The sequence below is a fragment of the Winogradskyella sp. A3E31 genome, from assembly GCF_046720935.1.
Lineage (GTDB): Bacteria > Bacteroidota > Bacteroidia > Flavobacteriales > Flavobacteriaceae > Winogradskyella.
Genome location: NZ_JBHNWH010000002.1, coordinates 189,437 through 214,097 on the forward strand (window position 1 = coordinate 189,437; position 24,661 = coordinate 214,097).

Annotated in this window: 21 protein-coding genes and 2 riboswitches; of the genes, 4 read left to right on the forward strand and 17 right to left on the reverse strand. The window is 36.6% G+C overall.

Features of this window, described 5'->3' with window-relative positions:
- Positions 1-54 precede the first annotated feature (54 nt).
- The 14 genes from metH to ACFEMA_RS03475 form a co-directional block, all read right to left on the reverse strand.
- Entirely contained in the window at positions 55-2,775 is a 2,721-nt protein-coding gene (gene metH / locus ACFEMA_RS03410) for a methionine synthase (RefSeq protein WP_411766599.1), read from the reverse strand.
- On the reverse strand, positions 2,775-3,776 hold the full coding sequence (locus tag ACFEMA_RS03415; protein ID WP_411766600.1) for a homocysteine S-methyltransferase family protein: 1,002 nt from the start codon (positions 3,774-3,776) through the stop codon (positions 2,775-2,777). The genes metH and ACFEMA_RS03415 overlap by 1 nt, the downstream gene beginning before the upstream one ends.
- A gap of 54 nt (positions 3,777-3,830) precedes the next feature.
- Positions 3,831-3,946, reverse strand: a riboswitch (SAM riboswitch).
- 56 nt (positions 3,947-4,002) lie between these two features.
- Positions 4,003-4,893: a cysteine synthase CysM gene (gene cysM / locus ACFEMA_RS03420; RefSeq protein WP_411766601.1), complete on the reverse strand. Its 891-nt coding sequence runs from the start codon at positions 4,891-4,893 to the stop codon at positions 4,003-4,005.
- A complete protein-coding gene (gene epsC / locus ACFEMA_RS03425; RefSeq protein WP_411766602.1) occupies positions 4,883-5,614 on the reverse strand; it encodes a serine O-acetyltransferase EpsC in 732 nt (243 codons plus the stop codon). The genes cysM and epsC overlap by 11 nt, the downstream gene beginning before the upstream one ends.
- Before the next feature lie 93 nt (positions 5,615-5,707).
- Positions 5,708-6,754, reverse strand: a complete 1,047-nt coding sequence (locus tag ACFEMA_RS03430) for an NAD(P)/FAD-dependent oxidoreductase (RefSeq protein ID WP_411766603.1) — start codon at positions 6,752-6,754, stop codon at positions 5,708-5,710.
- Between the two features lie 10 nt (positions 6,755-6,764).
- Entirely contained in the window at positions 6,765-7,337 is a 573-nt protein-coding gene (locus ACFEMA_RS03435) for a bifunctional precorrin-2 dehydrogenase/sirohydrochlorin ferrochelatase (protein WP_411766604.1), read from the reverse strand.
- 2 nt (positions 7,338-7,339) lie between these two features.
- Entirely contained in the window at positions 7,340-8,125 is a 786-nt protein-coding gene (gene cobA, locus ACFEMA_RS03440; RefSeq protein WP_411766605.1) for a uroporphyrinogen-III C-methyltransferase, read from the reverse strand.
- Between the two features lie 4 nt (positions 8,126-8,129).
- Positions 8,130-10,223, reverse strand: coding sequence for a HEPN domain-containing protein (locus ACFEMA_RS03445; protein WP_411766606.1), 2,094 nt, complete (start codon positions 10,221-10,223; stop codon positions 8,130-8,132).
- A 14-nt stretch (positions 10,224-10,237) separates the two neighbouring features.
- On the reverse strand, positions 10,238-10,855 hold the full coding sequence (locus tag ACFEMA_RS03450; protein WP_411766607.1) for a phosphoadenosine phosphosulfate reductase family protein: 618 nt from the start codon (positions 10,853-10,855) through the stop codon (positions 10,238-10,240).
- Between the two features lie 93 nt (positions 10,856-10,948).
- Positions 10,949-11,362, reverse strand: coding sequence for an RrF2 family transcriptional regulator (locus ACFEMA_RS03455; protein ID WP_411766608.1), 414 nt, complete (start codon positions 11,360-11,362; stop codon positions 10,949-10,951).
- A 25-nt stretch (positions 11,363-11,387) separates the two neighbouring features.
- On the reverse strand, positions 11,388-12,554 hold the full coding sequence (locus ACFEMA_RS03460) for a trans-sulfuration enzyme family protein (RefSeq protein ID WP_411766609.1): 1,167 nt from the start codon (positions 12,552-12,554) through the stop codon (positions 11,388-11,390).
- A gap of 5 nt (positions 12,555-12,559) precedes the next feature.
- Complete coding sequence (locus tag ACFEMA_RS03465; protein WP_411766610.1) at positions 12,560-13,576, reverse strand: alpha/beta fold hydrolase; 1,017 nt, start codon at positions 13,574-13,576, stop codon at positions 12,560-12,562.
- A gap of 8 nt (positions 13,577-13,584) precedes the next feature.
- Positions 13,585-14,877, reverse strand: a complete 1,293-nt coding sequence (locus ACFEMA_RS03470; RefSeq protein WP_411766611.1) for an O-acetylhomoserine aminocarboxypropyltransferase/cysteine synthase family protein — start codon at positions 14,875-14,877, stop codon at positions 13,585-13,587.
- A 121-nt stretch (positions 14,878-14,998) separates the two neighbouring features.
- A riboswitch (SAM riboswitch) is annotated at positions 14,999-15,124 on the reverse strand.
- Positions 15,125-15,208: 84 nt separating this feature from the next.
- On the reverse strand, positions 15,209-16,756 hold the full coding sequence (locus ACFEMA_RS03475; protein WP_411766612.1) for a hypothetical protein: 1,548 nt from the start codon (positions 16,754-16,756) through the stop codon (positions 15,209-15,211).
- 147 nt (positions 16,757-16,903) lie between these two features.
- Between ACFEMA_RS03475 and ACFEMA_RS03480 the strand changes: the two genes are divergently transcribed.
- The 4 genes from ACFEMA_RS03480 (at position 16,904) to leuB (ending at position 21,306) form a co-directional block, all read left to right on the forward strand.
- A complete protein-coding gene (locus tag ACFEMA_RS03480; RefSeq protein WP_411766613.1) occupies positions 16,904-18,082 on the forward strand; it encodes a 2-isopropylmalate synthase in 1,179 nt (392 codons plus the stop codon).
- 5 nt (positions 18,083-18,087) lie between these two features.
- Positions 18,088-19,473 (forward strand): 3-isopropylmalate dehydratase large subunit, encoded by a 1,386-nt coding sequence (gene leuC / locus ACFEMA_RS03485; RefSeq protein ID WP_411766614.1) that lies wholly within the window; start codon positions 18,088-18,090, stop codon positions 19,471-19,473.
- Positions 19,474-20,064: a 3-isopropylmalate dehydratase small subunit gene (leuD, locus tag ACFEMA_RS03490; RefSeq protein WP_411766615.1), complete on the forward strand. Its 591-nt coding sequence runs from the start codon at positions 19,474-19,476 to the stop codon at positions 20,062-20,064. It abuts the gene before it with no gap.
- Positions 20,065-20,187: 123 nt separating this feature from the next.
- Entirely contained in the window at positions 20,188-21,306 is a 1,119-nt protein-coding gene (gene leuB / locus ACFEMA_RS03495) for a 3-isopropylmalate dehydrogenase (RefSeq protein WP_411766616.1), read from the forward strand.
- Between the two features lie 36 nt (positions 21,307-21,342).
- On the opposite strand, the gene argH is transcribed toward leuB, so the two are convergent.
- The 3 genes from argH to argB form a co-directional block, all read right to left on the reverse strand.
- Positions 21,343-22,632: an argininosuccinate lyase gene (gene argH, locus ACFEMA_RS03500; protein WP_411766617.1), complete on the reverse strand. Its 1,290-nt coding sequence runs from the start codon at positions 22,630-22,632 to the stop codon at positions 21,343-21,345.
- A 122-nt stretch (positions 22,633-22,754) separates the two neighbouring features.
- A complete protein-coding gene (locus ACFEMA_RS03505) occupies positions 22,755-23,819 on the reverse strand; it encodes a M20 family metallo-hydrolase (RefSeq protein WP_411766618.1) in 1,065 nt (354 codons plus the stop codon).
- Positions 23,816-24,592, reverse strand: a complete 777-nt coding sequence (gene argB / locus ACFEMA_RS03510; protein ID WP_411766619.1) for an acetylglutamate kinase — start codon at positions 24,590-24,592, stop codon at positions 23,816-23,818. The genes ACFEMA_RS03505 and argB overlap by 4 nt, the downstream gene beginning before the upstream one ends.
- Between the last annotated feature and the right edge of the window lie 69 nt (positions 24,593-24,661).

The window sequence follows — 24,661 nt, forward strand, 5'->3', positions numbered from 1 at the left end:
TAAATTAAAATTATATTTTTTAATTGTGCGTTCCCGCCTTCACGGGAATGACAACTATGCCAAATTTGGACTTAACCATTTTTCAGCTTCTTCTTTTGAGATAGACCTTCTCTTAGCATAATCAATTAATTGGTCTTCTTTTATTTTTCCTAAGCCAAAATACTTGGCTTCTTTATTTCCAAAATAATAACCACTTACACTTGCTGCCGGCCACATTGCTAAACTCTCCGTTAGTTTAACACCAATCTCTTCTTCAACATTAAGTAACTTCCAAATCGTCTTTTTTTCTAAATGATCCGGACAAGCTGGATAGCCTGGCGCAGGACGAATACCTTTATAAGATTCTTTAATCAACTCTTGGTTGCTTAAATTTTCATCTTGAGCATAACCCCAATATTTGGTTCGTACTTCTTTATGTAAAAATTCTGCAAATGCTTCAGCCAATCGGTCGGCCAGAGCTTTTATCATTATTGAATTGTAGTCGTCATTGTTAGCTTCAAATTCTTTTGCCAACTCTTGGGTACCGAAACCTGTGGTGACACAGAATGTCCCCATATAATCTGTAATTCCAGAATCTTTAGGAGCAATAAAATCTGCCAAGGCTATGTTAGGAACACCATCTCGCTTCTTTAATTGTTGACGAAGGGTTAAGAATTTTAATGTTTTAGGTTGAACTGTATTTTTCTGAGATGCTGAATCACCTTCAGCATGCCCATCTGCTATTGTCACTTCTATATCATCATCATTTAGAGTATTTGCAGGGAATAATCCAAAAATCGCTTTTGCTTTCAATAATTTTTCATTGAATACTTTTTGAAGCAATTCTTGGGCATCCTTAAACAATTCTGTGGCTTGTTTCCCCACAACATCATCACTTAAAATTTCAGGGTATTTGCCATGTAAGTCCCAGCTTCTAAAAAATGGCGACCAGTCTATATAATCTTCCAATTTTCTGATATCAAAATCATCTATAGTCTGAATACCTAATTGATGTGGCTTAACGATTTCTGTTGTTTGCCAATCGATTTTAAACTTTCTTGACCTGGCATCTTCTAGTGTTCGGTATTCTTTTTCCTTAGTTCGCTTCAAAAACTTTTCCCTAAAACTATCGTATTCTTCACGAATCTGATTTTTATAAATACTGGAGTTATCCTGAAGCAAATCTCCAACCACAGTTACCGCTCTCGATGCATCATTAATGTGAACCACCGTGTTTTGATAATGAGGTGCAATCTTAACTGCAGTATGTGCTTTAGATGTTGTTGCACCACCAATAATCAAAGGAATTTTAACATTTTGACGTTCCAATTCTTTAGATAAATAAACCATTTCATCTAACGAAGGGGTGATTAAACCGCTTAATCCGATGATGTCAACTCCCTCTTTTACTGCAGATTCAATAATTTTTTCAGGAGGTACCATAACACCTAAATCCACGATTTCGTAATTATTACAACCTAAAACCACGCTCACTATATTTTTACCAATATCGTGAACATCACCTTTAACTGTTGCCATTAAAATCTTACCCGCAAATTCTTGTTTTCCATCTTTTTCAGCTTCAATAAATGGCTGTAAATATGCCACTGCTTTTTTCATCACTCTCGCCGATTTAACAACTTGTGGCAAAAACATTTTTCCGCTACCAAAAAGGTCTCCGACGACATTCATCCCAATCATTAAATGCCCTTCAATGACTTCAATAGGTCGTTCTACTGATTGTCTCGCTTCTTCTACATCTTCAATAATATAAGTATCAATGCCTTTAACCAATGCATGGGTAATTCGGGATTGTAAATCTTCGGTTCTCCACTCTTGAACAGCTGAATTATCCTCTTTTTTATTCCCTTTGACAGTTTCAGCATATTCCAACAAGCGTTCGGTAGCATCATCGCGTCTATCGAACAATACATCTTCAACATGCTCCAACAACTGAGGTTCAATTTCATCATATATTTCAAGCATAGTCGGATTAACGATCCCTAAATTCATCCCATTTTTTATAGCATGAAATAGAAACGCCGAATGCATAGCCTCTCTAACAGGGTTATTTCCTCTGAATGAAAATGACACATTACTTACCCCTCCAGAAACATTGGCGTAAGGTAAATTTTCTCGAATCCATTTTGTTGCATTAAAAAAGTCCAAGGCATTTTTACGATGCTCATCCATACCTGTAGCTACAGGAAAAATATTAGGATCGAAAATGATGTCTTGCGGAGGAAATTTGACCTCATTGACTAAAATGTCATAGGATCGCTTACAGATTTCAATACGACGCTCATAAGTATCTGCTTGTCCATCTTCATCAAAAGCCATGATGATGACTGCAGCACCATATCTTTTAACCAATTTAGCTTGGTGCTTAAATACGTCCTCACCTTCTTTAAGACTAATAGAATTGACAACAGCCTTTCCTTGGACAACCTGAAGACCTGCTTCAATAATTTCCCACTTAGAACTGTCAATCATAATTGGGATTCTGGCTATATCTGGTTCTGAAGCTATAAGGTTTAAAAATGTTGTCATTGCCTCAACACCATCTAGCATGCCTTCATCCATATTAACATCTAGGATTTGGGCACCACCTTCTACCTGATCTTTGGCAACTTCTAGTGCTTCTTCAAACTTCTCATCTTTGATTAGCCTTAAAAATTTTCGAGAGCCCGTGACATTGGTACGTTCGCCTACGTTTATAAAGTTACTTTCTGGGGTCACCACTAAGGGTTCTAAACCAGATAAGGTTAAGTGTTTTTTACAGTCTGTATCTACCATTATGCTATAACAGGATTTTTTCTCGGTTTATATTTTGAAGCAACTTCTGCAATGGCCTTGATATGCTCTGGATTTGTACCACAACAACCTCCAATAATATTGATTAGGCTTTCTTTTAAATAGTCTTCTATAAGTTGCTGCATCTCAGCTGGACTCTGATCATATTCCCCAAATGCATTTGGTAAACCTGCATTTGGATGCGCAGAAGTATAAAATTGAGTCTCCTGAGCCAAGCGTTTTAAATAAGGATGCAATTGTTCTGCTCCTAAAGCACAGTTAAACCCTACACTTAATAATGGAATATGGCTAATGGAAATTAGGAATGCCTCAACAGTCTGTCCTGATAAAGTGCGTCCCGAAGCATCGGTAATAGTGCCTGACACCATTATTGGAATATCTAATTGTCGTTCTTCCTTAACCTCTTCGATGGCGAATAAAGCTGCTTTAGCATTTAACGTATCAAATATAGTTTCTACTAAAAGTAGATCAACACCACCATCGATTAAAGCTTCAACCTGTTCTTTGTAAGCTGCTCTTAAGTCCTCAAAGGTAATAGCTCGATATTCTGGTCGATTAACATCTGGAGATAGACTTGCTGTACGGTTTGTTGGGCCTATACTACCCGCTACAAATCTTGGTTTATTTGGGTTTGCAGCAGTGAATTCTTCAGCAACTTTTTTAGCGATTTTAGCCGATTCAAAATTTAATTCGTAGACTAAATTTTCCATGTTATAATCGGCCATAGCGATGGTTGTACCTGAAAATGTATTGGTCTCAACAATATCAGCGCCAGCTTCAAAATATTGTCTATGCACTTCTGCAATAGCCTGAGGCTGGGTTAAGGACAGCAGGTCATTATTTCCCTTTAAAGACGATGGATAATCCTTAAAACGATCACCTCTAAAATCTTCTTCAGAAAAATTATAACGCTGTAGCATCGTGCCCATGGCACCATCTAAAACAAGAATTCTATTTTCTAAAACATTTTTAATGTTTGACATTTAAATCTATTTAAATTTAAAATGTCATCAGGAAAGTAAAGAGGAATTTACTTGGGGTTATCTGTCTAATCAAATTACTTTAATTAGTAGAATTTAGCACCTTCCCCGATTATGTCGGGAGGTTGCTAAGGCTTCAACGGGTCTATTCCCTCTGCCTTTCATGATAACAAAATTATTAGTAAGAACTAAGCTGCTAAATTAAGGGATATATCATTTATAACCAACTTTATTGAAACAAATCTGAAGACAAGTAACGGTCACCGATATCACATATTATTGCTACGATTACACCTTCATTGATCTCATCCGCTACTTTAAGTGCAGAAGCGACCGATCCGCCACTGCTCATCCCAGCAAAAACCCCTTCTTCTTTAGCTAAACGGTTTGCCGTTTTACGTGCATCTTCTTCACTAACCTCAATAATTCTATCTACTTTTTCTCTATTGAATATTTTTGGCAAGTATGCTTCTGGCCATTTGCGAATCCCTGGGATTTTAGCTCTGTCTTTGGGCTGTGCCCCGACAATGGTAATGTTTTTATTTTTTTCCTTTAAGAATGTTGAAACCCCCATTATGGTACCTGTGGTCCCCATAGCTGACACAAAATGAGTGATTTGCCCATCGGTATCTCTCCAAATTTCTGGTCCTGTTGTTTTGTAATGTGCTTTCCAGTTGTCATCGTTTGCAAACTGGTTTAACATAAAATAGCCCTTGTCTTTTTGAAGTTTTTCAGCAAAATCCCTTGCCCCTTCAATACCATCATCAGCTGGGGTTAAGATTAATTCTGCGCCATAAGCCCGCATGGTTTTAATTCGTTCCTCCGTTGAATTTTCGGGCATCACTAAAACCATTTTTACACCTAACAACTTAGCGATAAAAGCCAAAGCAATACCTGTATTTCCGCTTGTTGCTTCAACGAGAGTGTCACCTTTATTAATATCACCGCGTTTTAAAGCTTCAGAAATCATATTAAAAGCAGCCCGATCTTTTACACTCCCTCCAGGGTTTTTACCTTCTAACTTTAAGAATAAGCGAACACCCTCTTTTTTTAAAATATTCTGGGTTTCTATTAATGGAGTATTCCCTATCTGATCTATTATGGATTGGCTATTTATCATGATTCCTAGTGGTAATCTTTATTTCTGATTTGTAGGTTACTGTAGAATTTTCTGGTATGGATTGAGTAATCCAAACATTGGCTCCAATAATACTGTTAGCACCGATAATAATATCCCCACCTAAAATAGTAGCATTAGCATATATGGTGACATTGTCCTCTATAGTAGGGTGGCGTTTCTTAGAGGAAAATTCTTTTTTTACCTGTATACCACCTAATGTTACGCCTTGATAAATCTTCACGTTATCTTTTATAATCGAGGTTTCGCCAATTACAATTCCGGTACCGTGGTCTATAAAAAACGATTTCCCTATCGTTGCTCCGGGATGAATATCTATTCCTGTTTTACTATGTGCATATTCACTCATCATTCTAGGAATTAAAGACACCTCCAATTTAAGAAGTGCATTACTCAAACGATAAATGGCAATAGCATAAAATCCTGGGTACGCAAGATAGATTTCTCTGAGACTGGTCGAGGCAGGGTCATTAGCTTCAATCGCTTTTGCATCTAGATCAACCTGTTCCTTGATACTATTTATTTGTTTACAGAATTTAGACCAGACTTCCTCAGCACAACAAAGGTCTAGAGAATCAAGTATTTTTATAAAATCCTTTTGAAGTCTTTCTAATTCGGCCTCCCTATTTGTATCAAAAAGCACATAAAAAAGCCTATCGGTAAATATTTTAACATCTTCTCTTGTGCGGATATTTATTTTCATTCTTGCTGAAGGCTTCAATATGTTATGTTAAGATTGATTCAAATATCAAAAAAAATAAATACTGACGTCTTAATTTTAAGATAAAAAACAAAGTTATATAGCTTGGACCACTGCTTTTGGAGCTTCTTTTCTGCTACCATCAAAACCATCAATACCAGAAACCGTTGTATATTTTAACACATAGCGTTTATCTGGGTGGATGGTTTTGTATGCGGACTGGCACATTAGTGTAGCTTCATGGAACCCACAAAGAATCAGCTTTAATTTCCCTTCGTAGGTATTAACATCTCCAATAGCATATATTCCTGGAATATTGGTCTGGTAATCTAAAGTATCTACCTTAATGGCATTTTTCTCTATAGTCAACCCCCAATCACCAATGGGACCAAGTTTAGGGGAAAGTCCGAAAAGTGGAATAAAGTTATCAGCTTTAAGGTCAAAGGATTCTCCATTTTTAGTAATAGTCAATGCTTTAAGTTTATCATCTCCGTGCAATGCAGTGACCTCAGCAGGAGTGATAAGATTAACTTTCCCTAATAGTTTCAGTTCTTTTACCTTTTCAACAGAATCTAAAGCACCACGGAATTCGTTTCTACGATGAACGAGTGTTACTTCTGAAGCTATTTTGGACAGATAAATGCTCCAATCTAATGCAGAATCACCACCACCTGCAATAACTACATTTTTATCCCTGTACACCTCTGGGTCTCTTATGATGTAAGAGATTCCTTTATCTTCAAATTTGTGAAGATTTTCAATCTTAGGCTTTCTAGGTTCAAACGACCCTAAACCACCAGCAATTGCAATAATTGGTGCATTGTGTTTTGTCCCCTTATTTGTTGTAACAATAAAACTTCCGTCTTCTAGTTTCTCGATTTTTTCTGCGCGCTCACCCAAAGTGAAACCTGGTTCAAATTGCTTGGACTGCTCCAATAGATTTCTCACCAAATCGCCTGCAAGAATCTCTGGAAAACCTGGAATATCATAAATAGGCTTCTTTGGATATATCTCTGAACACTGACCTCCTGGTTGAGGAAGCGCATCGATTAAATGGCATTTTAATTTTAATAATCCTGCTTCGAAAACTGTAAATAGCCCTGTTGGACCGGCACCGATAATTAAAATATCTGTCTTTATCATAATTTATTTTTTAAGAAATGAGGGTTTTTGTGAATTGATTTAACTGTTCTACTTTTTCTTCAAAAGTACCTTTAATGGTTTTTCTATAATGGTTAAGATTAATTACTAAATCATCAATATTTTCGGGAATAACCTCTTCAAAAAATTGACGTAAACGTTTAGCTGTTGTGGGCGATTTTCCATTGGTTGAAATGGCAATCTTTACATTGCCCTTTGTCACTATTCCGCCCATATAAAAATCGCAATATGGTGGATTGTCTGCCACATTTACCAATTTACTTTGCGCTCTACAATCATTATAAATTTCAATATTAACTTCAGGGCTATCGGTTGTAGCAACGACGACATGTTTGCCTTCTAAATAGTGGGGCTTATAATGGTCTTCAATCCTTGTTACATCACCTTTTTCGGCTATACTAATGGTATCTTCCCTAAAGAAAGGTGCAACCATAGTTACGTTTGCATCTGGGCTTGACTTTAAAAGAAACCTCAGTTTTTCCTCAGCGACAAAGCCTCCACCAACGATTAAAACCTTTAGGTTCTTGGATTTTAAAAAGATTGGATACAGATTGTTTCTTTCCATAATTAATACGTTTCTGATCTTGTTTTTAAAGACGCAAAATCCGCTTTGGCATAAAGGCCTGAAAGGTCAACACGCTGATTAACCACCTCACCTATAACTATAATCGCTGGGGAAGACAACTGCTTTTTTTCGACAATAGCTTCAATAGTGCTTATTGTTCCTATCCCTACTTTTTCTTTTGGCGTGGTACCATCTTGAATAATAGCTACAGCAGTTTCTGACTTTCCTTCTTTAGAAAACACCTGAACAATTTCTGAAAGCTTACCCATACCCATTAAAATAACCACTGTTGCTGTTGACTTAGCCGCCAAAGCTATATCACCCGAAATATCGTGAGATCTAGTTGTCCCGGTAATTACCCAGAAACTTTCTGAAGCATGACGCTTTGTAACAGGAATGCCTTGGTAAGCTGGCACAGCAATAGATGATGAAATACCAGGTACGACTGCCACCTCAATGGCATAATCCCTGGCATATTCAATTTCTTCTGCACCACGACCAAAAACAAAAGGATCACCACCTTTTAATCGTACCACATGCCCATATCTTAAAGCACGGTCAACAATCAACTCATTTATTTGATCTTGATGATAAGCGTAACATCCCTTACGCTTACCGACAAAAATTAATTCTGCCTTGGAAGAGGCATGCTCTAATAGACTTTCATTTACAAGGGCATCATATAAAATGACATCGGCAGATGCTATAGCCTTTAACGCCTTAAGCGTAATAAGTTCTACATCTCCAGGTCCCGCCCCAACTACTGTTAATTTTGCTGTACTTTTCATCTTCTTATGCTTTAATTTCTACTTCTTTTTCTCTAAATACCCGTACTGCCTCTAAAAAGTCCTTGGCATTTTTTATGTAGGTTTTTGCAAATTCCTCTTTTGGAGCATACTCTCGTATTTGATACACTAAATCTGAAAATGAAATTCCTAGATTGAGTCTTTTGGTATCTATAAAATGTTCTTCAAATTGTTTTATAATTCCAGCTTGTGTATTTGTGGAAATCTCTTCTGATAGTAAAATGGCTTTTGCAGAATTTACCATAGAACTGTACGCATGATAAATAGCACTAGAGTAAACTTTATTAGAAAATGCTTCGGTGGCTTCCTCTATTTTCTCTTCACTTTCTAAAAATAATGTTGCTACCAAGTCAATAACTACACCTGCACATTCACCAATTCCTATGGCCTTAACATAGGCCTTTTCATTACCCCAATCGATAAAATCATCTTGTGTTAAATGTTCTGCGCTTGATAAGTCGGTAAGCAGTTCATAAAAATACTTCTCTCCTTTTTCAGCGTAGTAATCCTCAAATTTTTTAGGATGACCATTTTTCTCATAATCATTTAAAATTCTTCGTAATGCTTCAGGGCCTCTTTTACTTGGTATTTTAACAACCTTATCTGCAAAGACACCACTCCCATTACCTTTATTACCACCACCTAATAATACTTGTAGGGCAGGTGCCACCCGTTTATCCTTAGTACGAATTGACATTCCTTGAAACCCTATATTGGCCATGTTGTGCTGACCACAGGCATTCATACAACCACTAATCTTTATAACTAAGTCTTCTTTGTTTAAATATTGCGGATATTCTGTTTTTATGATGCGCTCTAACTCTTCTGCTATACCAGTACTACTCGCTATTCCTAGGTTACACGTGTCCGTGCCAGGGCATGCTGTAATATCTACAGCCTTGTTATATCCTAATTCGGTAAACCCAAGTGTCTTTAATTGAGAATAGAAAAATGGAAGCAGCTCTTCCTTAACGAACGGTATTAAAATATTTTGTCTCAAGGTCAATCGGATTTCACCTGCGGCATAACGTTCCACTAAGTCTGCTAAAAGCCTTACCTTGTCGGTATAGAAATCGCCTAAAAGCACCTTAATACCAATAGCCACATAACCTTCTTGTTTTTGCGATATACAATTCGTTGTTTTCCATAATTCAAAATCCTTCTTATCGTCCAGAGTTGTCTTTGGAGTTTCGACATCTACAGGTACTGATGCTTTATAAGCCTTAAAGTCTATATCTATCGTTTTATATGTTATAGCATTTTGCTCTTCGGCCACTAAGTTTTTGAATGCTTCTAAACCGATGTTTTTTATCAAGAATTTCAACCTAGCCTTTGCCCTACTTTTACGTTCGCCATGGCGATCAAATATTCTTAAAACACCTTCCATTACTGGAATGATTTTATTCGCAGGTAAAAACTCATACAATACATCAGCATGTCTTGGTTGAGACCCTAAACCTCCTCCGAGAAGTACTTTAAAGCCTCTTTCTCCATTCTTAATTTTTGCGATAAATCCTAAGTCGTGCATATAAGATAATCCCGTATCTTCATCAGAAGAAGAGAAGGACACTTTGAATTTTCGCCCCATCTCTTGACAGATAGGATTTCGTAAAAAGAATCGAAAAAGTGCATCTGCGTAAGGTGAGACGTCAAAAGGTTCATTAACATCAATGCCAGCCGTTTCACTTGCAGTGACATTACGCACGGTGTTACCACAAGCCTCTCGTATGGTCACATTATCACGCTCTAGTTCTTCCCAGAGTTGAGGAGTTCTATCCAAATCTACATAGTGAATTTGAATGTCTTGACGCGTAGTAATATGTAAACGACCACGAGAATACTCATCAGAAACATCCGCTATTCGTCGTAACTGGTTGCTTAGCACTTTTCCATAAGGCAACTTAATACGGACCATCTGTACCCCTTGCTGCCGTTGACCATAAACACCCCTTGCCAATCTTAGGCTTCTAAAACGCTCTTCGTCGACATGTCCTTCTTTAAAGAGCCTGATTTTTTTATCTAACTCTATAATATCCTTCTCAACAATTGGATTCTCTATTTCTGTTCTAAAACTCTGCATGATTTATTCTTTTTTTACTGGAAGTGGATCCCACATTCCCTGTGACTCAATACTTTTGTTGGGTCGAAATACGCTGTGTTTTTTGGCAATTTATTTTCTGCTATATAAGTGTCCAATTCTGCATCACTCCAATAGTAAAAGGGACTTACTTTTAAGATGCCGTCTTTACTATAGCTTAAAATATCTTTTGAATTTCGATATTCATTCTGCCTAACACGGATATTTGTAAACCACACTTCTGGGTTGTGCGTCTTTATAGCTCTGTTAAATGGCTCAATTTTCACCATCTCTGTAAACTCTGCATGTTTCGGGTCATCAACATCAGGAACACCGATAGTGGCCTCAATGGTTTCCTTGGTTTGCAAAGGCACATAACGATTAATGTTAAGGTTGTAACGGGTTATTACTTTTTGGGCATGCTCATAAGTTTCGTCATTATTAAATAAGGTATCAACCCAAACGACATCAATATTGGGGTCTTTATGATGAAAGGTACTGAGTAGAACCGCAGAATATACCCCAAAACTGGTAGTAACAATTCGTTTATCTGATTGTGCTAGTGCCCAATCAATAATTTCTGCTGGAGTCTTGTGACGTAATTCTTTATTTAGTTCCTGAATATTTAATTGCATATCGTTCTTTTTATATTTAGTATAATCCTATAGATTTAATAGGAATTAAAACAAAACTATACTTTATTTTTTAAAACTCGCTGTGAAAATTGGTTAAATGTTAATTAAATCGGCTAATGACCTATTGTTAAAAATATTGAGGGTACTGTCCCTTACTTCTATCATTAAGTTATGTACTGCACAGAGATCTTCATCAGGACAGTCATCACAGGTCTCATAAAAATTAAGACTTACACAAGGCACCATAGCTATTGGTCCTTCTAGAATTCTCATAACAGGTGCCATCATAATTTCTTCTGGCTTTTTTAATAGATAATAGCCGCCGCCCTTTCCTTTTTTACTACCCAAATAACCTGTTTTGCGCAAGGTGAGTAAAATACTTTCTAAAAATTTTTGCGAAATATTTTCGTTCTTGGCAATAGTACTAATTGGCGTTGGACTTTTGTCTGTTTGACTTGCCAAAAACGTCAGTGCTTTAATACCATATTTTGTCTTTTTTGAAAGCATCCGCTAAAGATACTTATTTTACTTTTTATCCCAATGCTTGATTAATATCTTCAATAATATCTTTAATAGTTTCTAACCCGACCGAAACCCTAACTAGACCATCAGTTATACCAACTTCTTGTCTGTCCTTTTCCGTAAGCTTGGCATGTGTTGTCGATGCTGGATGCGTAACAATTGTTCTCGTATCCCCTAAATTTGCTGAAAGCGAGCACAACTTAATACTGTTTAAAAATTTCTTGCCAGCGGCTACACCGCCTTCTACCTCAAAAGCGACTACATTACCTCCCAACTTCATTTGCTTCTTGGCAATGGCATATTGTGGGTGCGATTTTAAAAAAGGATACTTCACATTTTTTGTTTTAGGGTGGTTTTCTAAAAACTCAGCAACCTTTAGGGCATTTTCACAATGTTTATCAACCCTTACCGCCAAAGTCTCTAAACTTTTAGATAACACCCATGCATTAAAAGGGGATAACGCTGGCCCTGTATTTCTAGAAAACAAATATATCTCCCTGATTAAATCTTCACCACCAACAGTAACACCTCCCATAACCCTACCTTGACCATCAATAAGTTTAGTTGCAGAGTGGATGACCAAATCTGCTCCAAATTTAATAGGGTTTTGCAAGTATGGTGTTGCAAAACAATTATCAATAACCAGCAAAAGATTGTGTTTTTTAGCAACTTTTCCCAGATATTCTAAGTCGAGAATATCGACTGCAGGATTTGTAGGGCTCTCTGCATATAAAATCTTAGTGTTTGGTTGTATCAATCCTTCAATATCCTCTACTTTTTGCACATCAAAATAACTGGTAGTAATATTCCATTTTGGTAAAAACTTAGTAAACAAACTATGGGTTGATCCAAAAACACTTCGTGCAGAAACAATATGGTCTCCTGAATCTAATAACGCAGCAAATGTTGAAAACACGGCTGACATGCCAGTGGCAAAAGCATAGCCAGCTTCAGCACCTTCCATTTTACAAATCTTTTCTATAAATTCTGATGTATTAGGATTTGTGAAACGGCTATAGATATTTCGTTCTTTTTCTTCAGCAAAAGAAGCTCTCATATCCTCAGCATCTTCAAAAACAAAACTCGATGTTAAGTATAATGGGCTAGAATGTTCTAAAAATTCAGAACGTTCAATTTGAGTTCTAATAGCTTCTGTTTCGAAATTCTTTGAGTACATATTGTTTAACTTGCTTGTATAAAAAATGGCTGAAAACTATCGTTTTTTTTTAAATGCTTCTGAAAAATTGGGCTTAACAACCGGTTGAGTTGTTGAAATTCAATTAAAAAAGCATCATGTCCATGGATGGATTTAATCTCCCCAATAGATACATTCTCTTTTTCAGTTTTTAAATCCACAAATGTTTTCCAGTTCTCTTCAGGCTTAAAAAATAAGTCTGAATTGATGGTTACAATATGAATATGCGACTCAATAATTTTTGCAACTTCAACAAAAGACCTTCCGTCACTTGTAATATCTACCGTCTTTAAAATATGATTCATCATTTTATAGGCTGATAGCTTAAATCGCTCATTAAGTCTATCTCCATGATGGTTTAACCAACTTTCAACATTATAAACTGAAGGAGTTGCTTTGGTTCGCTTAAACTTTTCTGAAAAAGACTCTGGTGTTCTATAAAATGTCATGGCATGGAGACGAGCGTCCTCTAAAGGATATGATGAATTTTCTAAAATACGCTCTTGGATATGGCAATTGGCAATTAACCAATCCGTAGCCCTCCAATCGGATGCCACCGGAATAACATATTCTGCCAAATCTGGACGCAGCACAGCTAATTCCCATGTTATGCCGCCACCAACTGAACCGCCAATATTGGCAAACAGATGATGGATATTCAATTCATTTAATCCTATTGAAAACAATTGAGCAATATCCTTAGCCGTAAAACTTTTGTAGTCATCGACATAGGGTTCCTCATACTTGTTGTAGCCATTACCCGGAATATTAAAGGCTAAAACAGCATAGTGGTTTGTATCAATGATTTTATCCTCACCGATTAAAGAATTCCACCAGCCACCTTCGCCAGTTACAGTTGAATTCCCTGTTAATGCATGGTTGACCAAAACTATTGGCGCCTTATCCAAAGGTTCACCAAAAGTTTGGTAAGACAACTGAATGTCAACCGTCTTACCTCCCTGATTGGTATAATTTAAGATTTCTATGTATTGTAAATCCTTCATACTATGATTTAAGCAAGTACAGCTGATGTAACTTCTTTAAATGCTTCTTTTAAATCTGCTTTTAAGTCTTCTAAATTTTCCAAGCCAACTGACAAGCGTACTAAATCTTTTGTCACGCCAGTGCTTTCTTGCGCGTCTTCACTTAACTGCTGATGCGTTGTACTTGCTGGGTGAATAATCAAAGATTTTGTGTCCCCAATATTTGCCAATAGGGAAAATAGTTGTGTTGTATCAGCAACTTTTTTAGCCGCCTCAAAGCCTCCTTGCAATCCAAAAGTAACCACACCACTTTGACCTTCCGGAAGGTACTTATCTGCCAATGCTTTGTAATTACTAGATTCAAGTCCAGGGTAATTTACCCATACCACTTCTTCCTGAGATTGAAGCCATTTGGCTAACTCCAAAGCATTCTCACTATGCTTTTTTATTCGTAGCTCTAGCGTCTCTAAGCCCTGTATGATCTGAAACGCGTTAAATGGACTTAAAGCTCCACCGTAATCCCTAAGGCCTTCGATTCTCACCTTAGCAATAAAAGCTGCTTCTTCTAGTGCTTCACTATACACCAAACCATGATATCCTGGTGATGGATCAGTAAATTCTGGGAATTTTCCGTTGGCCCAATCAAAAGTCCCTGCATCAATGATAACTCCTCCAAGGGCAGTTCCGTTACCATTGATGTACTTGGTTAAAGAATGAATAACAATATTGGCACCATACTCAATTGGGTTCAGCAAATACGGTGTCGGCACAGTATTATCGACAATTAAGGGCACTTTAAAAGCTTTAGCTTCTTTTGAAATGGCTTCAATGTCCAAAACATCTAATTTTGGATTTCCTAATGATTCAATAAAGAAAGTTCTTGTATTTTCTTGGGTAGCTTTCTTAAAATTTTCTGGATCTGATGGATCTACAAAAGTGGTTGTAATACCATGTCTAGGCAACGTAACGCTCAACAAATTATAGGTTCCCCCATACAAACTGCTCGAAGCTACTATATGGTCTCCAGCCTTTAGTAAGGTTAATAGTGTTGTTGCAATTGCCGAAGTCCCAGAAGCTGTCACTACAGCAGCAATACCACCTTCTAAAGCTGCAAGTCGCTGCTCTAAAATGTCGTTTGTTGGGTTGTTGATCCTTGTGTAGATGTTTCCTGTTTCAGCTAATGCAAATAAATTTGCTGCATGATCTGAATCGTTGAACACATACGATGTGGTTTGATAAATCGGAACAGCTCGTGTTCCACCATTTTGGCTAACATCGTGCCCTGCGTGCAACGCTTTGGTTGCAAATTTTTGTGTACTCATTTTTCTAAGTTTTTGAGTTAATAAATAAATTAAACCAAAAGCCAAATAAGCCTCTCGAGAAGCATACTTAATAGAAAAATGTTATAAAGAAAATGCTAATTACAGATGAGTAATTAGTCTTGAGTTATCTATCCGTACTTGCGAGAAATGATTCGCAGTTGCAGTAGAATTTAGCACCTTCATTGATAAATTCAAAGGGTTGCTAAGGCTTCAACGGGTCTATTCCCTCCGCCTTTCTTGATAACATTTCAGTAAGTTTTTGAACTTTGTGAGTACAAATATTGCAATAGAAAAATTACAATTCCAAATTTTTTAAAAGCTTTTTTATAAATTAACTTTTTGATTCCGCTAAGTATTTGTTTCTAATGACCTCATTTACAGGGATGTTTTCAATACGGCTTTCTAACCAAGATAAAATATCTAAATACAGGAAGGCCCTACGCTCATAAGGATGGTCTTCATACACCTTTAACCTTTGATGCAACCCTCTAAAGGCATCTTTGATGTCATGCGGATAAATATCAGGCAAGCCACGAATAAAACTAATCATTTCTTTCTGTACTTTATGAAGATCATTCATCTTCAATAAAAACTTGTAAGTAGATCTTAAAAGAGATTCTAAATGATAATCCAAACCAGCTTCGTAATGTGCAACAACGTTTAGTACTCTTGAGAAGCAAAGCAAATCCTCCCTCATTTTGAGCGATTTGTTAGAAATAATCTTGTCTAGGTACCTTATACAATTTTTATAATCTCCAACACCAAAATACAAACTGGCAATCTTATAGTAAAATACCATGATATGGTGCTCATCGATGCGGTCTTGGTAATGCCTAATATCTTTAACAAGATCATCTAAGTGGTCTAAGCCATCGTTAAACCGTCCTTGCATAAAAAAGAGATTAAAGCGATTATTATTGAGATATAAAAAACATAAGCCCTCAATATTGTCATCCTTTGGAAAGTCCTTTTGCGAAATCCTGTTCTCGAAATCTAAGAACGCTTTTTCAAAACGGCTATGGTCTCTTATAAAGTACAAAGCTTCAAGCAAGTACTGGTTGCCTTTTAAATAAGAGACGGGATTTAGCTGAATCATTTCTGGGTTCGATTCATATAAATTCACCCATTTTTTTGCATATCGAAAACATCGTGAAAAATCCTGAATCAAAAAACTGTGCCATAAATAAGCATTATAAAGCAACAATTTTTCTCGAAATCCTAATTCCGATATTTTAAATTCTGGTAATTGTTCTTTAAAATATGTTGAAATCTCTTTGCTTTCCGCATCACTTTTTACATAGCCAGACTTAAGAATAATACTATACAGCTGTAGGGATAGATTAGATAGTTTACTCGCAATGACATTCAATTTATTGAGGTTTTCTGCCTCAGAAATCAATTCTTCTGCTCTATTATTAATACTTCTGGTAATGTATTGAGTTTCGATAATCTTCTCTAACTCCACAATCTCATAAGCTATATTTTTTTCTTCATTCTGAAGTGCTAGTTCCTTGGATTTATCTAAAATTTTTAAGCTTTGGTTATAAAGTCCTTTGTGGTATAAAATGGAAGCAAAATCGAGTTGCTCTCGTATTTGAGATCGAATATTTTGATGAGAAGGATTTAGTTTTAGACTTATTAAAATCTGTTTGTAGAGATGTGCTTTTACGTTAGCCAGCTGACTTTTTTTAACAATGCCACTCTTCAGTATTTCCGCTTCGTTATAACGCGAAGCCTTGTCCAAAATGTTGAAAAGGTTTAAGAATTTAGAGTCAGAATTCACATCTAATCGTCCAACATACAATTTAAACTGTCGCTTTTCTGATTTGGTGAGAGATTTCACCAATAAAAATAAATTATCCTTTTGTCCTTTTGTCATCGCATATAAATCAGTGTAAAATACTGATTTTAAATATTTTAAATTCTTTAATTAGGTTTGAACATCGTAAAAGTCCATTTCAAACCATATACAATAATAAATCCAAAGTATAAATTCGTAGGACAACAGAAAAATATATTTAGATAAATGTTAAATTCTAATATTCAAATCTTCGACACCACCTTAAGAGATGGAGAACAAGTTCCTGGTTGTAAACTAGATACACAACAAAAATTAATTATTGCCGATCAGTTAGATCAACTTGGGGTTGATGTCATTGAAGCTGGCTTTCCTGTATCCAGTCCAGGCGATTTTAAATCAGTTAATGAAATTTCTAAACTCATAAAAAATGCAACTGTTTGTGGTTTAACGAGGTCTGTGGAGAATGATATCAAAGTTGCTGCTGAAGCCTTAAAACATGCTAAATACCCACGTATTCATACTGGGATCGGGACTTCCGATTCGCACATCAAACACAAATTTAAAAGTACAAGAGAGGCTATTTTAGATAGAGCTTACAAAGCGGTAAAATATGCCAAGACTTTTGTCGAAGATGTGGAATTTTATGCCGAGGATGCAGGCCGTACAGACAATGACTATTTAGCCAGAATTTGCGAAGCGGCCATTGAAGCTGGAGCAACGGTTTTAAATATTCCGGATACCACAGGTTATTGTTTACCAAGCGAATACGGTGCCAAAATGAAGTACCTAAAAGAAAACGTAAAAGGGATTGAAAAAGCAATTCTATCTTGCCATTGCCACAATGATCTTGGGTTGGCAACTGCCAATTCAATAGAAGGTGTAATTAATGGCGCACGCCAAATCGAATGTACTATCAATGGTATTGGCGAACGTGCTGGTAATACAGCTTTGGAAGAAGTTGTGATGATCTTAAAGCAGCATCCATACCTACAATTAGATACTAATATTGACACATCCATGTTGTATGGTTTAAGCCAACTCGTCTCTGATAAAATGGGTATTTACACCCAACCAAATAAAGCGATTGTTGGCGCTAATGCTTTTGCTCACAGCTCTGGCATTCATCAAGATGGTGTGATTAAAAATCGTGCAACCTATGAGATTATCGACCCTAAAGATGTCGGTGTCACCGAATCTGCAATTGTATTAACAGCAAGAAGTGGTAGGGCTGCTCTAGCTTATAGAGCCAAAAATGTAGGTTATGAATTGACCAAACTTCAATTGGACGAAGTGTATGAGAACTTCTTAAGCTTTGCGGACAAGAAAAAAGAAATTGACGACGATGATATCCACCAAATAGTGGAAACCAGTAAAGTCTATCGAGAAATAATGGCTTCAGCTTAGAATTTATGGGAAAAACATTATTTGATAAAGTTTGGGATACTCATGTTGTAGATACCATTAAAGATGGTCCTCAAATACTTTATATTGACAAACACCTTATACACGAAGTCACAAGCCCTCAGGCTTTTAATGAATTAGAGCAAAGAGGTGTACCTATTTTTAGACCCGATCAAATTGTTGCTACTGCTGATCACAATACGCCAACAACCAATCAGCATCTTCCAGTAAAAGATGAATTGTCTAGAAACCAATTGGCACAATTATCAGAAAACTGCAAAAAAAATAATATCACATTATACGAGTTAGGCCATAAGTACAATGGTATAGTCCACGTAATGGCACCAGAACTTGGGATTACACAACCTGGGATGACCATGGTATGTGGAGATTCTCATACCTCAACCCATGGAGCGTTCGGAACTATTGCTTTCGGAATTGGCACGAGCCAAGTCGCCCAAGTTTTTGCAAGTCAATGTTTGTTATTAACCAAACCAAAAAGCCTTAGAGTTACGGTCAATGGTAAATTGAAAAACGGTGTCCTACCAAAGGATGTTATTTTATATATCATTTCAAAATTAGGCACCAATTCTGGTACTGGCTATTTCTGCGAATATGCTGGTGATGTTTTCAAAAACATGAGTATGGAGGGTCGCATGACCGTATGCAACATGAGTATAGAAATGGGTGCACGGGGAGGCATGATTGCCCCAGACCAGAAGACATTCGATTATATAGAAGGTCGAGAGTTTGCTCCAAAAGGTGAAGCATTTAACAAAAAAGTGGCGTATTGGAAAACATTGCCCACAGATAAAGATGCCAAATTTGATAAGGAATATCACTTTGAAGCCTCGGACATAGAGCCAATGGTGACCTATGGAACGAATCCAGGAATGGGTATAAAAATTTCTGGGTCTATACCCAAAGACACAAACGCATCGTTTCAAAAGGCATTGGATTACATGAATTTTAAAGCCGGCGAATCTTTAATTGACAAACCAATAAACTTTGTATTTATAGGAAGTTGCACCAATTCAAGAATTGAAGATTTTAGAGTTGCCGCTAACTATATTAAAGGAAAACGTAAGGCCGACAATGTCACCGCTTGGTTAGTGCCAGGCAGTAAACAAGTCGAAGCTCAAATCATTGAAGAAGGATTAAAAGATATTTTTGAAAATGCCGGTTTTGAGCTACGCCAACCCGGGTGTTCGGCATGTCTGGCCATGAATGATGATAAAATTCCTCAAGGAGAATACTGCGTATCAACATCCAATAGAAATTTTGAAGGCCGGCAAGGTCAAGGCTCACGTACGATTTTGGCTAGTCCTTTGGTCGCAGCAGCAACAGCTGTGAAAGGAAAAATTGTGGATATTACTAAACAACAGTTGAATTAGATGGAAAAGTTTATAACATTAACGTCTACAGCAGTTCCATTGGAAATAGAGAATGTAGATACAGATCAAATCATCCCTGCACGGTTTTTAAAAGCTACAGATCGTGAAGGTTTTGGCGATAATGTGTTTAGAGACTGGCGGTATAATGATGATGGCTCTTTAAATGAATCCTTTGTTTTAAATAATTCAAAGTATTCAGGAAAAATATTGGTTGCCGGCAACAATTTTGGTTGTGGTTCTAGTCGAGAACATGCTGCATGGGCCATTGCAGGCTATGGCTTTAAAGTGGTGGTAAGTAGTTTCTTCGCCGATATTTTTAAGGGCAATGCGCTAAATAACGGCATCTTGCCTATACAGGTATCTAATGAGTTCTTAAAACATTTGTTTTCAGAAATTAAAGCTAACCCTTCAACAGTATTGAAGGTAGATCTAAAAGAACAACGTCTTTCAGTTAAAACCAGCAAGCGATTTGAAACCTTTAAAATAGATCCTTATAAAAAAACATGCCTTATTAATGGCTATGATGATATAGATTACCTGATAAGTAAAAAAGAAAAAATTGAAGCTTTTGAAGCACAAATAACATACTGATAAATATGTCAGTTCGAGAGATGCCAAATTAAGCAGCATATCGAGAACAAAATAAATTATAACTAACAAATTAAAAGAAAGCAGGTGATCCCGAAAGCTTTCGGGACTGCCTTCGCAGGAATTATGAAATTAAATATTGCTGTACTCCCAGGTGATGGTATTGGGCCCGAAGTCACTAAACAGGCCATAAAAGTTTTAAAAGCTATTGCTTTAGAATTTGATCATCAGTTTATTTTTAAAAACGCAGACGTTGGTGCTATTGCCATAGATAAGACCAACAACCCTTTACCAGACAAAACACTTGATCTTTGCAAAAATACAGATGCTATTTTGTTTGGAGCCATCGGTGACCCAAAATACGACAATAACCCATCGGCTAAGGTAAGACCAGAGCAAGGCTTATTAAAGTTAAGAAAAGAATTAGGCCTGTTTGCTAATATTAGACCAGTCAAAGCATACGATACATTATTGGATAAGTCTCCATTAAAGCGTAAAATTATTCAGGGTACAGATATTAGTATTTATCGGGAGTTGACCGGAGGTATTTACTTTGGAGAAAAACACATCAGTGATGATGGTAATACTGCTTCTGATCTATGTGAATATTCAAAAACTGAAATTGAGCGTATTGCTCATTTAGCTTTTAAAGCGGCACAAGCCCGAAAAAATAAAGTCACGTTAGTGGACAAAGCGAATGTCCTTGAAAGTTCTCGGTTGTGGCGTAAAGTTGTTAAAGAAGTTGCTGAAAACTACAAAGATGTAGCGCTTGATTTTCTTTTTGTAGATAATGCTGCCATGCAAATAATCCTAAACCCAAAGCAGTTTGATGTTATCCTTACTGAAAACATGTTTGGCGATATTATATCTGATGAAGCCAGTGTTATTGGTGGTTCCATTGGGCTATTGGCTTCTGCATCTGTCGGAGAAAAATACGCCATGTTTGAGCCGATTCATGGGTCATACCCACAAGCAAAAGGAAAAGGCATTGCAAACCCCATAGCATCCATACTTTCTGCCGCTATGTTATTAGATCATTTTGAACTACATAAAGAAGCTCAAATGGTAAGAGATGCAGTAGATAAATCCTTAAAATTAAAAATTACGACACCAGATCTCAACCCTGATATTGCTAATATCACCACAACGAAAGTCGGTGATTTTATCGAAGATTATATTAACAATCCGGATGACACTAATTTAAATTTTACCAATATTCATTTGGGACAGTCCACAATTATTTAGAGTTCAGTCTGCTTTAAAATTGTTGAAAGAGCATCATTATTGGTGTTCTTTCTGTTTTGGGAACTTATTCTTAATCTTATCCAATCCTAGATTATGGATGCTACCAATATGTGTGTGTTGTTTTGAGCTGTCTGGTTCGTAGGAGCCCTCTTCAACCTTTTTACCAATAACCTGATAGGCTTCCCTAAAACTCATACCACCTTCGACTAAGGTATTCATATTATCTACCGTGAATAAATACTGGTATTTTTCATCATTCAGGTCAATATCTTTTACTTCTATTTGGGCAATTGCGAAGTTGAAAATGTCTAAAATCGTTTTTACATCTTCAATAGCATTAATCATGTTTTCTTTGAGGAGCTGGTAATCTCTATGGTAACCGCTTGGTAAATTATTTGTAATTAAAACCATCTCTGTTGATAAGGCCTGAATTTTATTGCATTTTCCTCTAATCAACTCAAACACATCCGGGTTCTTTTTATGGGGCATAATACTGCTTCCTGTAGTCAAGGCATCTGGAAACGAGATAAATCCAAAATTCTGACTCATATATACACAAATATCCATAGCGAATCTACTCAGTGTATTGCATAAGCCACCTAAGGCACTTGCCATAGACCTTTCACTTTTGCCACGGCTCATTTGCGCAGCGACGACATTATATTTTAAATCAGCAAAATCTAGCAACTCAGTCGTTAAATCTCTGTCAATAGGGAATGAACTCCCATAACCCGCAGCTGAACCTAATGGGTTTTGATCAACTATGTTCGAAACGGCTTTTAGCATGTACACATCATCTATCAATAGTTCGGCATAAGCAGAAAACCACAGTCCAAAAGAAGAAGGCATAGCAACTTGTAAGTGCGTATAACCTGGTAATAGTTGGCTTTTGTGTGTATTGGCTAAATTTAAAAGCGTATCAAAAAAGGATTCTATTTTTGTATGAATAGAGTTTAACTCTTCCTTATAGTACAGATGCAAGGCTACTAAAACCTGATCATTTCTGGAGCGTGCTGTGTGAATTTTTTTTCCAGTTTCGCCTAACTCATTGGTTAATTCAAATTCTATCTTTGAATGCACATCTTCAAACTGATCTTCAATTTTAAAAGTTCCTGACTCTATTTGAAGTCTTAAAACCTCTAAACCAGCCTCTAACTTCTGTAATTCTTCTGCATTAATAACTCCTATTTTATGCAACATTTTTGCATGTGCTGAAGATGCCTGTACGTCATATTTAGCAATGTGCATATCAATTTCTCGATCGTTACCAACCGTAAATTGCTCTATCTTTTTATCTATGCTTATGCCTTTATCCCACAATTTCATATTTCTAGTTTTTTTAATTTTAGAATCAAGAGTCAAGACCGCTTCGCTGTAAGAACAAAGATGCCTTTCTGTTTAACTGAAGCATTCATCTTGATTCTTGAGTCTTTTTTCTTTTTTCTTTTTCACAATACTTTTTCCAACAATTCAATATAAATAGTAATTCCTTCTTCTATTTCTTTTAAATAAATAAATTCATCAGCCGTATGTGATCGTGTGCTATCTCCAGGTCCTAATTTTAAGGAAGGACAGGTCAACACGGCCTGATCTGACAATGTTGGTGAACCGTAGGTTTCTCGTCCTAAATCAATTCCTGCTTTAACTAAAGGGTGTTCTACAGAAATTGAAGACGAATTCAACCTTAAACTTCTTGGTACAATACTATCGCACAGAGACTCTTTCTGTAAAACTTCTGCAATCTCTTTATTAGAATAACAATCATTCACTCTAACGTCAATGACCAAATCGACTTCAGATGGCACAGCATTGTGTTGTTGACCAGCATTAATTTGAGTAACAGTCATTTTAACTTCGCCTAATGCTTTTGAGGTTTTTTCAAATTTAAAATCCTTAAACCATTGCAAGACTTCAATGGTATTATAAATAGCATTATCCGTATTTGGATGTGCGGCATGACTTGCCGTCCCCTTTACTTTGGCATCAAAAACAACTAGGCCTTTTTCGGCAACTGCCAAATGCATTAAAGTAGGCTCGCCAACTATGGCTACATCTATATTAGGAATGACGGAAAGCATACTGTTTAATCCATTTGCACCGCTACTTTCTTCTTCTGCAGAAGCCACAATAACTAAATTATAGGCTAAATCCTTCTTATTATAAAAGTAGGTAAACGTAGCCATCAGCGACACCAGACATCCTCCCGCATCATTACTCCCCAAGCCATATAATTTTTCGTCTTCAAAGATAGCTTTAAATGGATCTTTTGTATATCCATTGTTAGGTTTTACAGTATCGTGGTGTGAATTTAACAACAATGTTGGTTTGCCTTCTTCAAAGTATTTATTGACTGCCCAAACATTGTTCACAGTTCTCTTATAAGACATATCATAGTGTTGAAACCATCTTTCGATACGCAAGGCAGTTTTGTCTTCCTCCGACGAAAACGATGGTGTCTCAATGAGATCTTTTAGCAATTGAATGGCGTTATCTCTTAGCTCTTTTATTTTCATTTTCTTATCGTTGTATAACTTACATTTGGTTGAAATAACATATTAGAGGATCCAATACAAACCCTAGCAACTCCCTTATTTACTGCAGAGATACAGTTGGTGATTTTGGGTAACATGCCTTCTGAAATTACTCCTTCATCAACAAGATTTTTAAATGAATTTGAATCAATCGTTTTAATGACTGAGGCATTATCTGAAACATCCTTTAAAACACCATTTTTTTCAAAACAATAATACAGCTCCGTCTTATATACTTTTGAAAAAGCAATTGCCAATTCTGAAGCAATGGTGTCTGCGTTAGTATTTAAAAGTTGCCCTTTGCCATTATGCGTTATAGCAGAAAAAACTGGGCAAACATTGACGTCAATTAAGGTTTCCAATACCTGAGTATCTACTTTTTTTACATCACCTACAAATCCAAAATCAATTGGCTGAGAGGGTCGCTTGACTGAAACAATTGTATTTCCGTCAGCACCAGTAAAGCCAACAGCATTACAGTCATTTGCTTGTAATTGAACTATTATAGACTTATTTATTTTACCGGCATACACCATGGTAATAATATCTAAAGTTTCAGCATTAGTAATACGCCTTCCATCAATCATTTTTACCTCTACCTGCATGTCGTTTGCTAATCTTGTTGCTAATTTACCACCTCCATGAACCAATAGTTTTGGGCCTTCGAGTTTTGAAAACTCTTTTAAAAAAGAGTTCATTGCATTTTCATCATCGATGATGTTTCCCCCAATTTTTATGATTTTAAGTGTTTTCATATTTAGTTCTTTTGTCTCCTCGAGCGCAGTCGAGAGGTAATAGGTCTCGACTGCGCTCGACCAGACAGA

What these genes read in the sequence shown, in the direction of transcription:
- ACFEMA_RS03435 (WP_411766604.1), bottom strand. Translation starts at nt 7,337, where the DNA reads ATGGAAAGAAACAATCTGTATCCAATCTTTTTAAAATCCAAGAACCTA.
- ACFEMA_RS03470 (WP_411766611.1), bottom strand. Translation starts at nt 14,877, where the DNA reads ATGAGTACACAAAAATTTGCAACCAAAGCGTTGCACGCAGGGCACGAT.
- ACFEMA_RS03430 (WP_411766603.1), bottom strand. Translation starts at nt 6,754, where the DNA reads ATGATAAAGACAGATATTTTAATTATCGGTGCCGGTCCAACAGGGCTA.
- epsC (WP_411766602.1), bottom strand. Translation starts at nt 5,614, where the DNA reads ATGAAAATAAATATCCGCACAAGAGAAGATGTTAAAATATTTACCGAT.
- metH (WP_411766599.1), bottom strand. Translation starts at nt 2,775, where the DNA reads ATGGTAGATACAGACTGTAAAAAACACTTAACCTTATCTGGTTTAGAA.
- ACFEMA_RS03445 (WP_411766606.1), bottom strand. Translation starts at nt 10,223, where the DNA reads ATGCAGAGTTTTAGAACAGAAATAGAGAATCCAATTGTTGAGAAGGAT.
- ACFEMA_RS03455 (WP_411766608.1), bottom strand. Translation starts at nt 11,362, where the DNA reads ATGCTTTCAAAAAAGACAAAATATGGTATTAAAGCACTGACGTTTTTG.
- ACFEMA_RS03505 (WP_411766618.1), bottom strand. Translation starts at nt 23,819, where the DNA reads ATGAAAATAAAAGAGCTAAGAGATAACGCCATTCAATTGCTAAAAGAT.
- ACFEMA_RS03415 (WP_411766600.1), bottom strand. Translation starts at nt 3,776, where the DNA reads ATGTCAAACATTAAAAATGTTTTAGAAAATAGAATTCTTGTTTTAGAT.
- ACFEMA_RS03465 (WP_411766610.1), bottom strand. Translation starts at nt 13,576, where the DNA reads ATGAAGGATTTACAATACATAGAAATCTTAAATTATACCAATCAGGGA.
- leuB (WP_411766616.1), top strand. Translation starts at nt 20,188, where the DNA reads ATGAAATTAAATATTGCTGTACTCCCAGGTGATGGTATTGGGCCCGAA.
- ACFEMA_RS03475 (WP_411766612.1), bottom strand. Translation starts at nt 16,756, where the DNA reads ATGACAAAAGGACAAAAGGATAATTTATTTTTATTGGTGAAATCTCTC.
- ACFEMA_RS03480 (WP_411766613.1), top strand. Translation starts at nt 16,904, where the DNA reads ATGTTAAATTCTAATATTCAAATCTTCGACACCACCTTAAGAGATGGA.
- cobA (WP_411766605.1), bottom strand. Translation starts at nt 8,125, where the DNA reads ATGAAAAGTACAGCAAAATTAACAGTAGTTGGGGCGGGACCTGGAGAT.
- cysM (WP_411766601.1), bottom strand. Translation starts at nt 4,893, where the DNA reads ATGATAAATAGCCAATCCATAATAGATCAGATAGGGAATACTCCATTA.
- ACFEMA_RS03460 (WP_411766609.1), bottom strand. Translation starts at nt 12,554, where the DNA reads ATGTACTCAAAGAATTTCGAAACAGAAGCTATTAGAACTCAAATTGAA.
- argB (WP_411766619.1), bottom strand. Translation starts at nt 24,592, where the DNA reads ATGAAAACACTTAAAATCATAAAAATTGGGGGAAACATCATCGATGAT.
- leuC (WP_411766614.1), top strand. Translation starts at nt 18,088, where the DNA reads ATGGGAAAAACATTATTTGATAAAGTTTGGGATACTCATGTTGTAGAT.
- argH (WP_411766617.1), bottom strand. Translation starts at nt 22,632, where the DNA reads ATGAAATTGTGGGATAAAGGCATAAGCATAGATAAAAAGATAGAGCAA.
- ACFEMA_RS03450 (WP_411766607.1), bottom strand. Translation starts at nt 10,855, where the DNA reads ATGCAATTAAATATTCAGGAACTAAATAAAGAATTACGTCACAAGACT.
- leuD (WP_411766615.1), top strand. Translation starts at nt 19,474, where the DNA reads ATGGAAAAGTTTATAACATTAACGTCTACAGCAGTTCCATTGGAAATA.